A 13408-nucleotide genomic window follows, 5' to 3' on the forward strand; every position below is an offset into this window, starting at 1 on the left:
CACGCTTGAACACCACATTCACGAAACCTGGAGATCATCAATGAAACTGTTCCGAACGATCGCGGCGCTCGCCGCCTTGTGTGCATTCGGCGCGGCAGCGCCTGCGTGGTCGCAGACCAAGACCATTTACATCGGCATGAATGGCGGGCCGATGGAAAAGGCTTATACGAGCCAGGTACTGCCCGACTTCGAGAAAGCGAACAATGTGAAAGTGGTGGTTGTGCCGGGCACGTCGTCGGACATTCTCGCCAAACTGCTCGCGAACAAGGCGAGTCCGCAAATTCATGTGGTGTTTCTCGATGACGGCGTGATGGCGCGTGCCGTGAGCATGGGAGTATGCAAGAAGCTCGACGATTCGCCGGTGCTCAAGGAACTCTATCCGTTTGCGCGCATGAAGGACGACATGGGCGCGGGCGTGCAACTCGGCATGACGGGCATTGCGTACAACAAGAAGCTGTTTGCCGAGAAAGGCTGGGCGCCGCCTACTTCATGGATGGATTTCGCCGATCCCAAGTACAAGGGCAAGGTGGTGTTCCAGTCGGCGTCGAGCAGCACGTTCGGCCTGCACGGCTTTCTCGCGATCAACCGTTTGATGGGCGGCAGCGAGCAGAACGTCGAACCCGGCTTCACGAAATGGGCAAGCACGGTGGGCCCGAATGTCGTCGAATACGTGCCGAACTCGGCGAAGATTTCGGAAATGGTGCAGACCGGCGAAGCGGGTCTCTTTCCGTTGACGCCGACTGCCGTCGGCGATCTCTCCGACAAGGGCATTCCGGTCGCTTATGTGAATCCGAAAGAAGGCCCGGTGCTGTTGCTCGTCGATCTATGCGTGGTCAACAACAACCCCGATCCGCAGCTTGCGCAAAAGCTCGCGCAATTCCTGCTGTCCGCGCCGGCGCAGACTAAAGCCGCCGAAGCGGGCAAGCAGATTCCGACCAACCGTCTCGCGAAGATGACGCCGGCGATGCAGCAAAGCCTCGGCAATCTGGAAGACCTCGTGCGCAAGGTGACGGTGGTAGATTGGGACACGATCAACGCGCATCGCGCGCAGTGGGACACGCGCTGGAACCGGCAGATCGAACGGTGAGCGCAGCGGTTCGTGCTTCGACATAAATGACAAATCGCGCGCCTCGTTGCATAGAGGCGCGCGATTTTCTTGTGCGCGAATGCGTTTTAGAAGATGACCGACACGGCCACCGCAAGCCAGATCGCCGCTACGCCGCCGAGAAACAGATGTCGCGCAATGCGTATTTTCGCGTCGCTCGTTTCGGGTTCGACAGGCGTCGTTGCCATCCACGGTACGAGCCCGAGGCAGCCGAAGCCGAGTAGCGCGAGGATGAACACGATCACGTCCGCTACCCGCCAGCCGGTCGGCTCATACATTCCCCAATAGCCGAGAAACGCAATACCGATCGAGAAGATGGTCGCCGACGCAGCGCTAAGCGCGGGCACCGATCCGATTGGAGCCGGCATGTTGACCTCCTCCGGTCATGGGGCTACGACTCACGACTCACCACTCACGCTCACTTTCACTACGTCACGAGGTACGCGTTTGCCTTGCCTCATACGTCTTCAGATGGCTATACGCGATGCGCAGCAACGACAAACTCTGCTCGCTCTTTTGCGCTTCGCCGCCGCGCGCGATCAGATCGCCGAGAATATGATCGGCCTCGGTGTGCGAGTGGTTCTCTACATCGCGCAACATGGAAGCGGTAAGCGGCGACGGCGTGAAAAGCATTTGCGTGGCACGCGCATCGAAATCCGGCGCCATCGTAAAGCCGTGATGTTGCGCAACCGCGCGGGCCTCGGCGAGCAGATTCTCGATCACGCGCTTGCCGTCCGGTGCGGACAGAATCTCGCCAATCGAGCCGCGCATCAAACATGTACTCGCCGCGAGCGTCGCGAGGAAGACCCACTTTTCCCACATGCGCAGCAAGATGTTCTCGCTGACCACCACGTCGAAATTCGCGTCGGCCATCGCGTCGGCAATCGCCTGCACGCGTTCGGAGACGCCGCCCGCCAGTTCGCCGAACGTGACCGCATGCGTGTCGTTCAAATGCACGATCTGCTGATCGGCATTGAGCGTGGCCGCAATCACGCATTGGCCGCCGAGCACACGCGCTTCGCCGAATCGTTGCGTGAGCACGTCGATATGACGCATGCCGTTCAGCATCGGCAGAATCACAGTCGATTCGCCGACGAGCGGTGCAAACGAATCGATTGCATCGTCGAGACTGTATGCCTTGCAACTTAGGAGCACGACATCGAACGGTTCGGCGTTCACGCCGGCCAGAATCGTCTTCACGTCACGCTGCGTAAGATCGCCGCGCGCGCTTTTGATCACCAGTCCGTCGCGCCGAAGCCTTTCCGCCCGGCCCGCGCGCACGAGAAAAGTGACGTCCTGTCCCGCCGCTGCGAGCCGTCCGCCGAAGTAGCCGCCCACGGCGCCCGCGCCTACAACCAGAATTCGCATCTTTGGCCTCTCGAATGAATGTCGTCGCTCGAAGCAATGTAGCAAAGATTGGCGCAATGCACCGGACAAGCGCACATGCTCACGGCTTCGCGCAGACGGTGTTCTCGTATAACGCGAGCATGCCGGCCGCGTCGACGCCGATACATGCCTTGCACTCGGGCCGCGAGTCCCATGCAGGCGCGGGCACCGGCATCGTGGACGGCTTCAGTATCGTCTGGCCGACGGCGATGCCTTCCGTCAACACCCGCACCGGACCGCTGCGCGTGGTGTACAGATGCGGCGCAAGCACATACGCGACCGCCGACGAGTCGTGCACATAAATGCCTTTTAACTGCGCGCTTTGCTGATGAACGCCTCGTAGTGCCGCGATACGTCCCAGATGAACTGGCCCGCGGCGCCACCGCGATCGCGGATCGACGCAAGATACTCCTGGCTCATGATGGTGCGCTGCGTGACGTCGAGCCCGACAATGGCGACAGGCCACGGCGCGCCGAACACGATGTCGGCGGCGTCAGGATCGCCGAGAATGTTGGCCTCGGCTGCGGGCGTCACGTTGCCGAGCACGCCCTCGGTGCCGAACGCGCCGCCCATCACGACTACCTGCTTCACGAGCGGCGCGATCTGCGGATCGTCGGCGAGCGCGAGCGCGAGATTGGTCAGCGGGCCGACTGCCAGCAACGTGACTTCGCCGGGATGCGCACGCACGCTGTCGATAATGAACCGGTGCGCGGGCCGCGGGTCGAGCGGTGCAGCCGCCGAGTCGCCCAGCACGATGTTGCCGAGGCCGTTGTCGCCATGAATCCACGCGAGCGGCTGCGGCGCGGCGCGCTCGAGCGGAGCCGCGGCGCCGCGCGCGACCGGCACGCCGGGCGCGAAGCGGCCCGCGAGAAAGCGCGCGTTATGCGTGGTCGTCTCGATCGTCGCGTTGCCGAACACGCTCGTCAATCCGAGCAGTTCGATATCCGGATGCAGCGCCTGGAAGACGAGCGCCATCGCATCGTCGACACCGGGGTCGGTGTCGTAAATCACCTTGTGCCTGCTCATAGATAGAACGCGTCCGGCAGTTGTTCGCGCGCGGTCGTGTCGCGCGTCGCGCCATGCAGGTTGCCGAGTCGAATGCGCAACTCGGGGCCGCCGAGTTCAATGATCACCTGGCGGCACGCACCACAGGGCGCAATCGGGCCATCGGTATCGCCGATCACGGCGAGCGCGGCAAACTGGTCGCGCTGGTAGCCCGCTGCAATCGCGCTGAAAAACGCGGTACGTTCAGCGCAATTGCACAAACCATACGACGCGTTCTCCACATTGCAGCCGTCGAATACGCGGCCGTCTTTCGTCAGCAACGCAGCGCCGACCTTGAATTTCGAATACGGCGCATAGGCCTTTTCTCGCGCGGCACCCGCGCGCTCCAACAGTTGTTCCATGTTCATGCGAGACGTCCTCGAATCAATTGAGCGTAATGAACATGCCCGCGATGGTCGCGCTCATCAGATTCGAGAGCGTTGCCGCGAGCACCACACGCAAGCCGTAGCGCGCGACTTCGGCGCGTCGTTCCGGCGCGACGGCGCTAAAGCCGCCCGTCAGCACCGCGATCGACGCAAAGTTCGCAAAGCCGCATAACGCAAACGACAGAATAGCAAGCGTACGCGGATCGAGCGCCTGCAGGCCCGCTGCGCTCACGCTCGCGGCATCCTTCAGATAGGGCGACAACGATGCGTATGCAACGAACTCGTTGAGAATGATCTTCTGCCCGAGAAAATTGCCGGCAATCGCGGCCTCGCTCCACGGCACGCCGATCAGCCACGCGAGCGGTGCGAACACCAAGCCGAGGATGGATTGCATGGATAGATCCGGGTGGCCGAACCAGCCGCCTATGCCGCCCACCAGGCCGTTGAGCAGCGCGATGAGTCCGACGAATGCGATCAGCATCGCGCCCACCATCACGGCGATTTTGAGTCCCACGGTCGCGCCGGAGCTCGCCGCTTCGATCACATTGGCGGGACGCTTTTCGTCGAAGTTCAGGTTGTCGAGATGAACGCGGCTCGGTTCCGTCGACGGATGAATGATCTTGGCGAACAGCAGTCCGCCGGGCACGGCCATGAACGACGCCGCGAGCAGATATTCAATTCGCACGCCGAGTCCCGCATAACCCGCGAGCACCGAGCCCGCGACCGCGGCCATGCCGCTCGACATCACCGCGAATAGTTCGGCGCCCGTCATGTCGCGCGTGAACGGTTTGACGACCGCGGGCATTTCGCTTTGCCCGAGAAAGATCGTGGTGACGGCGGAAAACGATTCGAGCTTCGACACGCCAAGCAGTTTCTGGAAGACAGTGCCGAGTACGATCACGATCCAGCGCATCACGCCGAGGTAGTAGAGAACGGAAATGAGCGCCGTCACGAAGATGATGGCCGGCAGCACGCGCACCGCAAACACAAAGCCGCCGTCGCCGAATACCTGAAACATCTTCGCCTGCACGAGTCCGCCGAAGAGGAATTCAATGCCGGCATTGCCATAGCCGAGCACGTTATTCACGCCGGCCGCGGCGGCCGCGAGAATCGTCTTGCCGAGTGGCACGAACAGAATGAATGCGCCAATGCAGAATTGCGCGAGCAAGGCGCTACTTACAGTCCGTAAGCGAATAGCGCGACGATTGGTCGAAAAGATAAAGGCGATGAGCAGCAGTACGGCAATGCCGAGTACGTCGCGAGCGATAAGTGCCATGTCTCTTGTTCTTCATATGAAAGTGGCACTGATGCTAAACGAAACTGCTGCGGGAGAGAAATGTTTAAAGCGCGAATCAGTGAGATTTGGAAAAGAACACGACAGCGCCTTCTTGCGGCGTAAGGCCGAGGCTGAAATAACCTTCGAGCCGCTCAGCATCGGCGTCGTTCAGTTCGAAGGGCGCGCGAATGAAACCGGACACTACTGCATGGTCGTACCACACACTCATCCACATGCGCAGCGCCAGTACTTCCGGCGACACCAAACCCCATTCCTGTCGGGTCATGATCCTGCCTCCGTTGCGCAAACTGCCGTTTAGGCGGCCATCATGGCGATCCTCATGGCCGGCCGCTCGTCAGGCGGAAAGACGTGCCAAAGGCCGTCGCCGTGTCGAAAGAAAAACAGCGTGAGTGCGCCGGCCTCGCGTTGCGCCTCGACGCAGACGCAGCGCTTCATCCCACGACGCGGGGACGGTTGCAACTGCACGCGTGCCGATGCGGCACCTGTTGCGTCGAGCCACTTCTCGATAAGGTCACGCAATGATCGCTCTGACGCTGCCATTAGGTCCTCCGCCGGTTCCCATCATGCATCGTAAGTCGGCGGTGGCAACGCCTCCATCGGCGGCGGCGGAATGTCGGTTCAGGAATGCCTGTTTTGAGGCTCAGGTTTTCCTGACGCGTCAAAATTACGTGTTCGTGACCTACTCGGCGACGAGTCCGTGTCTGATCGCATAGCGAATCAGCTCGGCGTTATTGGCGAGGCCGAGCTTCTGCATGAGCCGCATCTTGTGCGTGCTGATCGTCTTCGCGCTTAGCGCGAACGCGTCGGCGATGTCATTCAGGCTCTTGCCGAGCGCGAGCATCTGCAGAACCTGAAACTCGCGATCGGAAAGAATTTCGTGCGGCGGCGCATCGCCCGAATAGGTTTCGAACACGATCCCCTCAACCAGCTTCGGATCGATAAAGCGCCCGCCTTCGGCGAGCTTGCGAATCCCCGCGAGCAACACGTCGGGGTTGCTGTCTTTCGTCACATAACCGGTTGCGCCCGCGCGCAGCGCGCGAGAGACGACTTGTGCCTCGTTATGGATGCTCAACACGAGTATCGGCAGCGATGGACGCTCGGCACGCACGCGCCGGATCAGATCGACACCGCTAATGCCGGGCATCGTCATGTCGAGCAACAGCAGATCGACCTGACAGGTGCGCAGTTTTTCGATTACTTCGGAGCCTTGAGCCGCTTCGCCGGCCACGACGATGTCGGGCGTCGTTTCGATTATCTGCTTGAGACCTCCGCGCACCAAAGGGTGATCGTCGGCAATCAAAAGGTTGATCATGTCTGAAGCCCGTCCTGAAGCGGTATATGAATCGAAACCGAAGTGCCGGTGCCCGGCGCGCTGTCGATCAGCAACGATCCGCCAATCAGACGCGCCCGCTCGCTCATGCCGAGCAGTCCGTATGAATAATCGCGGCGCACCGCCTCCTGATCGAAACCGCAGCCGTCGTCGCTGACATGCAGGTCCAACGCGGCCTGCGTACTCGTGAGCGTGACGTCCGCGCGCGTCGCGCTGGCATGCCGCGCGACGTTGGTCAGCGAAGCCTGCACGATACGGAACATGGCGGTTGCGTGCGCATCGGACAGTATGGGCTCGTTGCCGTTCAGGCGGAACTGGCAGGCGAGTCCGCTGCGCCGCCCGAAATCGTCGACGAGCCATTCGAGCGCCGACACGATACCGTAATTGAGCGCGGCCGGCCGCAAATGACTGGCGACGTTGCGCACCATCCAGATGGTTCTCTCGACGAGTTCACGCATATCGTCGGCTCTTCTCGCGACTTCCTGATCGCCGGGAAGACGCATCTTGAGCAGCGACACATCCATTTTTAGCGCAGTGAGAAGCTGGCCCAATTCGTCGTGAATTTCCATCGCGATGCGCTTTCTCTCTTCCTCGCGAATCGCTTCCATATAGGCGGAAAGTTCTCGCAATTGCTCGCGCGACTCGACCAGTTCCTGTTCGATGCGTTTGCGTTCCGTGATGTCGTTAAGGCCGACGAAGATAGCCGGCGCATCGTCGTAAGTCGCGACGCGCGCGGTGGCGATCGCCCAGAACATCGTGCCGTCCGGCCGCCTGAACTTGACCTCGGTATTGCGAAAGTTTCCTTCATGACGCAGTTGATCGACCAGCCGGTCGCGGTCGTCAGTGTCCGCATAAAGCTCGCCGATATTCGTGATGTGCGTGGTCACGTAGTCGACGCCGAATAGTTCGCGCAACGGTTTGTTGGTATAGAGAATGCGCCCTTCCGGCATCGACGTAATGCAAAGCGGCACCGGACTCGTCTCGACAATCGTGCGAAAACGGAACTCGCTTGCAACGAGCCGCGCTTCGGCGCGTCTGCGCTCCTCGATCTGCGCTTGCAGCGTTGCATTGGCCCGCGCAAGTTCGTCGGTGCGCTGAGCGACGCTTTCTTCGAGACCGTCGCGCACGCGCGACAATGCACTTTCGGCCCGCTGGCGCACGAATACTTCTTCCTGCAATTGACGGTTCTGCGCAATCAGCTTCTGGTGCATGCCTCTTAACGCAAGGTGCGTGCTGATGCGCGCCATCATCTCATCGACGTGAACGGGTTTTGTGAGGTAATCGACGCCGCCTGCGGAGAAGCCTTCGACCATGTCATCGCTGCCCGTTAGCGACGTCATGAAGATCACGGCGATATTGCGCGTGCGCTCGTCGGATTTCAGGCGCCGGCAAGTTTCGAAACCGTCGATGCCCGGCATTCTCACGTCGAGCAGAATCAGATCGGGCTGCGAGAATTGCGCCCGCTGGATCGCCTCCGGACCGTCGAGCGCGACCAGTACCTTGAAGCCGCGCGCGACCAGGCTTTCGACGACGACCGCGAGATTCGCGGGGTTGTCGTCGGCGATCAGAACAGTGGGCGAAGCGTCGCCAGGAAGAGTCATCTCGCTCATCTTACCGCCTGACGTTCGAGTTGCTCTTCGACAAGATGCAGCAGCGTCTTCGACTGATAGCCCTTCGCGAGAGAAAGAATCCGCGCGGTGAACGCGTGGTAATGCGGGGCATGTCTGCCGACGCGCTCCGCCCACAGCGCGATTTCCTGCATATCGCCGCGGCGCGCGAGCAGATGCAACTGCTGAAGTTCTTTTTCGGGCACGGGGACAAGCGGTGCAGTCGGTGCATCGAGCACGACCGCAGGATCGTTGGCTTGCGTGTAAGTCCATTCGAGGTCGAGCAAACGCGCGAGTTGCGCGAGCAGTTTGTCGAAGTCGATCGGCTTCGAAAGAAACGCATTCGCGCCGGCCGCGAGGCTGCGTTGTTCGCCCACGCCGGAAGGACTCGCCGATGTCGCGATGACCGGCACATTCGCAAAGCCCTGAATTTGCCGCAATCGGCGGGTCGCTTCGAGTCCGTCCATATCCGCCATCACGACGTCGGTGACGATCAGCGCTGGACGTTCGCTCAAGATCCTCGCAAGTCCTTGCCGGCCGCCTGTCGCCTCGACGATCTGGAAGCCGAGCCGGCCGAGATACTCGACCATGACCGCGCGGTTCATCGCGACGTCGTCGATCACGACCACCTTGCGGCGCGGGCCTTTGTAACCCGTCGCCATGCGCGCGTCCGTGCGGGCAGGCGCCTCGAGCGGAGCGACGACTGCCGCCGCGTCGAGTTCGAACCAGAACAGACTGCCGCGGCCAGGCTGGCTCTGCACATGAATCTCGCTGCCCATTGCGCGAAGCAACTGCTGACTGATCGTGAGGCCGAGCCCCGTGCCGCTCGCGCCACGCTCCGTATGCATGATCTGTTCGAAAGGCTCAAAGATAGTCTGGAGCTGATCGGCATCCATGCCGATGCCCGTATCGCGCACTTCGAAGCAGACCTTGCCCGCCGCGCTCATTTCGATCAACAGGCTCACGCTGCCCTGATCCGTGTAATTGAATGCGTTGACCAGCAGATTCAGCAGCACCTGACGCAAGCGCCGTTCGTCCGCGCGTACTGCATCGGGCACATCGGGCGCAACGCGCCAGATAAACTCGACATGCTTCTGCGCAATCTTCACTTCAATGATCTCGCGAATTGCGTCGAGTGTGCCGGCGAGCGGCACGTCATTCATCTCGATGCGCAAGCGGCCCGCTTCGACCCGCGCGAAATCGAGCGCGTCGCCAATCAGTGCGAGCAGATGTTCGCCGCTGCGTTGAATCACGCCGACGCCTTCGCGATGGTGCTCGCTCAGGCTTGCGTCACGCCGCAAGATCTGCGCGTAGCCGAGAATGGCGTTTAACGGCGTGCGCAATTCGTGACTCATGTTGGCGAGGAACTCCCCTTTCGCGCGATTCGCGGCCTCGGCCGAGCGACGCGCTTCGCGCTCGGCGGCGGCTTCGCGCTCGTCGAGATAGGCGTGGTGCAGGCGCGCGCCCATCGAATTGAAGGCCGTCACCACGCGTTCCAGTTCGTCGGGCTCACGGGGCGCGCGCCGATTCAGTTTCAACGGCTGCGCGGGCTCGCGAAAATCGTAGTCCTCGACAGTATGCGCGAGTACCGCGAGATGACGCGTCACGAGCCGCGTGAGTACGTAGAAAATGAAAAGAGAAACGAGGAAGGTATTGGCGGCCTGAGTAACGAGAATGAGCAGCGCCGTGTGCGTGAGATCGTCGTAGAGATCGTTCAACGTCGCCTGCACATACAGCGTGCCGATGCGTTGTTCCTTGCCGAGCACGCGATAGACGAGCGGGTACTCGCGCGTGATTGCGGGTCCGCCTGCGGGCTTGCCGGCGGACACGAGCAGCGGCGCCGTGCCGCTTCCGGACTGACGCACCTGAGCCGTGCTGACGTCCGCGAGACGCACAATGCCGCCCAGTTCGAGCCGCAATTGCGCATCGTCTAACCGCCACAGCGCCTCGCCGAGACTATCGCGGTAGCTTTTATCGATGTCCGCGAGACGGTTCTCGATCAGCGCAACACCGGCGCTGTAATCGCGCTCGATCTGCAGCGCGGTCAACAACAAGGTGAGCACGCAACTAAACAGAATCACGACTGCGAGTAGCCGGAGCACGACACTGTGCCGCAACCGCCTGAGCGGATACCGCCACTGTCCCATGAGGTCGACAGCCATATTGCCCCCGCAAGCATGGTGATGTCAGTTCGCGTTGCGCGCTCGTGCAGCGACTGCGGTTTTACGGCACCCGCCTTAAACAAGCGGTTATTACGTTATGACGCCATGCGAGAGCGTTGCCGGATTGCGTGCCAAGCGTGCTGCATTCGACTCACGACGACAGCCGGATTCCGGTTGCCCCTGCCGGCTCGTGCACTGCGCGAAGCAGGAGATCGTCCACGCAATCGGCCAGTTCGCGAAGCATTGCCGCGACGTCGCCATCCAGTTCCGTATGATGAGACTTGCGCAATTCCCGCAGTGTTTCGCCTACTCGCCTGATCGCCTTCGGTCCGCTGTCGACCAGCGGCCAGCAATGCAGCAGATACCCCAGCGGCGTGATGCAGCGTCGTTCGCACCAGATATCGAATAGCCGGAAGCAGATCGAATTGATATGCTCCACCTCGTTTTCGCGCTGCGACAGATACGGAATCATTTCTGCTCATCCGGTTAGGCCATTTTGACCCGCTCATCATAGAACGAAGCGCATCGCACGGCAGTCAGTCAGCGCGGAGAATGCGCCAGGGGTATCCCGATTCGCGGGTAAGGAAATCCTGACCCGGCTCGCAGATTGCCATTGTCCTAGCGGTTGCGCGCCACAATTGGCCACTGCATCCAGTACTCTTCCGGAATCTTTCGGTCTGCTGCGGAAAGATAGCGATTCTCCAGTTCAATCACTGTCCGCTCGCGCAAATCGGCCTGCGCCAACGCACCCTGAATGTACGGATGCGCATTGAACAGCCGCATATACGAGCCGTTTTTATAAGCCGCCATGAAGCCGCGCTCGATTGTCGATGCCAAAGCCGGATTCCGGCGAGCGACATAAAACAGAAAGTCGGACCGGTACTTCAATAGCAAACGTTTTTCCACCGTCAATTCAGGGTCGATCCGATTGTGCGCTTCAATTTCGGGAAACGCCTCGATGAGTCCCCTGGGGTAATAATCTATTCGCCCGGCGCGCGTCATCGCGAAGAGCGTGTCGGTGCTCGATGTTTCGACCTTCAAACCGGCGTCGAGCAGAATGTCGGTGTCGACCCAGCCGAGCCCCTGGCCGGCCGTCAACTGTCGCAGATCGGCGAGGTTTTGAACGCGGTCGAATTGGGCTTGCCGGTCTTTTCTTATGACGAAGAGGCGATAACCGATCAAGCCGCGATTCACCGGAATAGGGACCACGTTCAGGCCGCTTTCGGCGCGCCTGTCCATACTCGTCCAAAGAAGATTGATCGAATTGCCGTCGGCCAATTCGGCTAACGCGCGGCGGCGCTCCATCGCGACATCGGCCTGACGAATCGAGTAGGTGACGTTGGCCGTCTTCATGGCCAGATCCAATACCGCGAGTGCGAATGCCGCGTGCACCTCGCCGCCAGTGCGGATTCGCGGATACACGATCTCGAAGTCGGCTGTCGACATGGCCGGCGGGCGGCCGAGCATGCCGGCCGTGCCTAACGCTGCGAGTACGAAGTCCCTGCGCTGCATGATGTGTCGACGTCTGATGAAATGCGCGGGGCGTCCGCATCGACGCCCTGCATGTAAGCATCCTGTCACTGCAATGAAAGCTTTGCAATGAGGGGAAAGGCGGGCTAATAGCGAATGCGCTGGTTGCTATGTCAACGTTTTTCGATTGCTTATACAGCGTTGCTTAGCTCGTTTGTCGCGGCACGAATGATGCTTCCCAGAAACACGAAAGTTCTCACGAGGAGTCGACGCCATGACGCTCTGGAGCCTTTTGCGTTCGCCCGCAGAACAGCAGATAGCCGGCATGCCGGTGCCCTGCGCCGTCGCGCTGCCCGACGGCCATCGTATCGGCGCGCGAGAACCGCGTCTGTCGTTTGAGATTCGCGACATGCGGGCGCTGCTGCACCTGCGGCAGGGCGCGATCGGGCGGCTCGCGGAAGACTATGTGGAAGGCCGGCTGGAAATCGAAGGCGACATGCACGACCTGATGGCCGCCGCGCCGGCTTTGCTGCGCGGCGACCCTACGCACGAATCGCATGGATGGCTGCTCGATCGCGTGAGCCGCACGCGACGCGCGGTCTGGGAGCGCACGCATCATAGCCGTGCAAAAGACGCCGCGCAGATTCAGCACCATTACGACATCTCCGATGACTTTTACGCGCTGTGGCTCGATCCGCTGCGCGTTTATTCGTGCGCCTACTTTTCTTCACCGGATATGTCGCTTGCCGACGCACAGAAGGCAAAGCTCGATCACATCTGCAAGAAACTGATGCTGCGCTCCGGCGAACGTTTTCTCGACGTGGGCGCGGGCTGGGGCGCGCTGTTGCTGTGGGCCGCGGAACACTACGGTGTTGCCGCTACCGGCATTACGCTGTCGAAGAACCAGCATGCGTACGTCAGCCGGCTCATCGAAGAAAAAGGACTGCAAGGGCGCGTCACGATGCTGCTTCAGGACTATCGCGACGTCGACGAATCGGCGCCCTTTGACAAGATCGCTTCGGTCGGCATGTGCGAACACGTCGGCCGCCCTAACCTGCCTTTGTACTTTGCCAAGATGCGGCGACTGCTCCGACCCGGCGGTCTTATGATGAATCACAGCATTACCGCCGGCGGCGTGGAAAACGGAGAAGTCGGCGGAGGCATGGGCGATTTCATCGACCGATATATTTTCCCGGGCGGCCAGCTCGTACACGTGAGCGTCATGATGGATGCGATGACGCGCGGCAATCTCGAAGCGGTCGACGCGGAATGCCTGCGCCCGCATTACGCGCGCACGCTCTGGCATTGGGCCGATGCGCTCGACGCGCATATCGACGAAGCGCGCCGCATTCTCGGCGAGGACGCGGAAAAGATCATTCGCGCGTACCGGCTGTATCTCGCCGGGTCGGCAATGGGATTCGAACGCGGCTGGACGTCGCTGTTTCAGATCGTTGCATCGCGTCCCGCAGAGCCGGCGACAATACACGACGAATCGGCCGGCCGCCTGCCGTGGACCCGCAGCGACTATCCATTCAATCGCGCGTACATCTATGCCCGCAACGCCGCGATCGATCAGGTGAATGAACTGGAACACGCGAACGGCGGCGAGCAGATCGATTGA

General features: G+C 61.0%; 12 protein-coding genes and 1 pseudogene. 2 read left to right on the forward strand and 11 right to left on the reverse strand.

Annotation, left to right across the window (positions count from 1 at the left end; genetic code table 11):
• Positions 1-40 precede the first annotated feature (40 nt).
• On the forward strand, positions 41-1087 hold the full coding sequence (locus BGRAMDRAFT_RS14455; protein ID WP_006049508.1) for an ABC transporter substrate-binding protein: 1047 nt from the start codon (positions 41-43) through the stop codon (positions 1085-1087).
• An 86-nt stretch (positions 1088-1173) separates the two neighbouring features.
• On the opposite strand, the gene BGRAMDRAFT_RS14460 is transcribed toward BGRAMDRAFT_RS14455, so the two are convergent.
• The 11 genes and pseudogenes from BGRAMDRAFT_RS14460 to BGRAMDRAFT_RS14515 form a co-directional block, all read right to left on the reverse strand.
• On the reverse strand, positions 1174-1473 hold the full coding sequence (locus BGRAMDRAFT_RS14460) for a hypothetical protein (protein WP_006049509.1): 300 nt from the start codon (positions 1471-1473) through the stop codon (positions 1174-1176).
• Between the two features lie 64 nt (positions 1474-1537).
• The gene (panE, locus tag BGRAMDRAFT_RS14465; protein WP_006049510.1) at positions 1538-2473 is read right to left on the reverse strand and encodes a 2-dehydropantoate 2-reductase; all 936 of its coding nucleotides are present in this window, start codon (positions 2471-2473) and stop codon (positions 1538-1540) included.
• A gap of 79 nt (positions 2474-2552) precedes the next feature.
• Positions 2553-3517: pseudogene (locus BGRAMDRAFT_RS14470) on the reverse strand (nucleoside hydrolase).
• Complete coding sequence (locus tag BGRAMDRAFT_RS14475; protein WP_006049513.1) at positions 3514-3903, reverse strand: cytidine deaminase; 390 nt, start codon at positions 3901-3903, stop codon at positions 3514-3516. The pseudogene BGRAMDRAFT_RS14470 and the gene BGRAMDRAFT_RS14475 overlap by 4 nt, the downstream one beginning before the upstream one ends.
• Before the next feature lie 16 nt (positions 3904-3919).
• Positions 3920-5197 (reverse strand): NupC/NupG family nucleoside CNT transporter, encoded by a 1278-nt coding sequence (locus tag BGRAMDRAFT_RS14480; RefSeq protein WP_006049514.1) that lies wholly within the window; start codon positions 5195-5197, stop codon positions 3920-3922.
• Between the two features lie 76 nt (positions 5198-5273).
• A complete protein-coding gene (locus BGRAMDRAFT_RS14485; protein WP_006049515.1) occupies positions 5274-5483 on the reverse strand; it encodes a hypothetical protein in 210 nt (69 codons plus the stop codon).
• Between the two features lie 414 nt (positions 5484-5897).
• Positions 5898-6530 (reverse strand): response regulator, encoded by a 633-nt coding sequence (locus BGRAMDRAFT_RS14495; RefSeq protein WP_006049517.1) that lies wholly within the window; start codon positions 6528-6530, stop codon positions 5898-5900.
• Positions 6527-8158 (reverse strand): hybrid sensor histidine kinase/response regulator, encoded by a 1632-nt coding sequence (locus tag BGRAMDRAFT_RS14500; RefSeq protein ID WP_006049518.1) that lies wholly within the window; start codon positions 8156-8158, stop codon positions 6527-6529. The genes BGRAMDRAFT_RS14495 and BGRAMDRAFT_RS14500 overlap by 4 nt, the downstream gene beginning before the upstream one ends.
• Positions 8155-10317, reverse strand: a complete 2163-nt coding sequence (locus BGRAMDRAFT_RS14505) for a hybrid sensor histidine kinase/response regulator (RefSeq protein WP_006049519.1) — start codon at positions 10315-10317, stop codon at positions 8155-8157. Before BGRAMDRAFT_RS14505 ends, BGRAMDRAFT_RS14500 begins: the two co-directional genes overlap by 4 nt.
• Positions 10318-10468: 151 nt before the next feature.
• Positions 10469-10789, reverse strand: coding sequence for a hypothetical protein (locus tag BGRAMDRAFT_RS14510; protein WP_006049520.1), 321 nt, complete (start codon positions 10787-10789; stop codon positions 10469-10471).
• A gap of 146 nt (positions 10790-10935) precedes the next feature.
• A complete protein-coding gene (locus BGRAMDRAFT_RS14515) occupies positions 10936-11829 on the reverse strand; it encodes a hypothetical protein (RefSeq protein WP_006049521.1) in 894 nt (297 codons plus the stop codon).
• Between the two features lie 232 nt (positions 11830-12061).
• Between BGRAMDRAFT_RS14515 and BGRAMDRAFT_RS14520 the strand changes: the two genes are divergently transcribed.
• Positions 12062-13408 carry a class I SAM-dependent methyltransferase gene (locus BGRAMDRAFT_RS14520; RefSeq protein ID WP_006049522.1) on the forward strand — a complete coding sequence of 449 codons (1347 nt, stop codon included), beginning with the start codon at positions 12062-12064 and terminating at the stop codon, positions 13406-13408.

The organism is Paraburkholderia graminis C4D1M (genome assembly GCF_000172415.1).
Classification (GTDB): domain Bacteria; phylum Pseudomonadota; class Gammaproteobacteria; order Burkholderiales; family Burkholderiaceae; genus Paraburkholderia; species Paraburkholderia graminis.

Excerpts from the sequence above, each read along its gene's own strand:
- BGRAMDRAFT_RS14485 (WP_006049515.1), bottom strand. The coding sequence starts at position 5,483 with ATGACCCGACAGGAATGGGGTTTGGTGTCGCCGGAAGTACTGGCGCTG.
- BGRAMDRAFT_RS14515 (WP_006049521.1), bottom strand. The coding sequence starts at position 11,829 with ATGCAGCGCAGGGACTTCGTACTCGCAGCGTTAGGCACGGCCGGCATG.
- BGRAMDRAFT_RS14505 (WP_006049519.1), bottom strand. The coding sequence starts at position 10,317 with ATGGCTGTCGACCTCATGGGACAGTGGCGGTATCCGCTCAGGCGGTTG.
- BGRAMDRAFT_RS14495 (WP_006049517.1), bottom strand. The coding sequence starts at position 6,530 with ATGATCAACCTTTTGATTGCCGACGATCACCCTTTGGTGCGCGGAGGT.
- BGRAMDRAFT_RS14460 (WP_006049509.1), bottom strand. The coding sequence starts at position 1,473 with ATGCCGGCTCCAATCGGATCGGTGCCCGCGCTTAGCGCTGCGTCGGCG.
- BGRAMDRAFT_RS14520 (WP_006049522.1), top strand. The coding sequence starts at position 12,062 with ATGACGCTCTGGAGCCTTTTGCGTTCGCCCGCAGAACAGCAGATAGCC.
- BGRAMDRAFT_RS14510 (WP_006049520.1), bottom strand. The coding sequence starts at position 10,789 with ATGATTCCGTATCTGTCGCAGCGCGAAAACGAGGTGGAGCATATCAAT.
- BGRAMDRAFT_RS14455 (WP_006049508.1), top strand. The coding sequence starts at position 41 with ATGAAACTGTTCCGAACGATCGCGGCGCTCGCCGCCTTGTGTGCATTC.
- BGRAMDRAFT_RS14480 (WP_006049514.1), bottom strand. The coding sequence starts at position 5,197 with ATGGCACTTATCGCTCGCGACGTACTCGGCATTGCCGTACTGCTGCTC.
- BGRAMDRAFT_RS14500 (WP_006049518.1), bottom strand. The coding sequence starts at position 8,158 with ATGAGCGAGATGACTCTTCCTGGCGACGCTTCGCCCACTGTTCTGATC.
- panE (WP_006049510.1), bottom strand. The coding sequence starts at position 2,473 with ATGCGAATTCTGGTTGTAGGCGCGGGCGCCGTGGGCGGCTACTTCGGC.
- BGRAMDRAFT_RS14475 (WP_006049513.1), bottom strand. The coding sequence starts at position 3,903 with ATGAACATGGAACAACTGTTGGAGCGCGCGGGTGCCGCGCGAGAAAAG.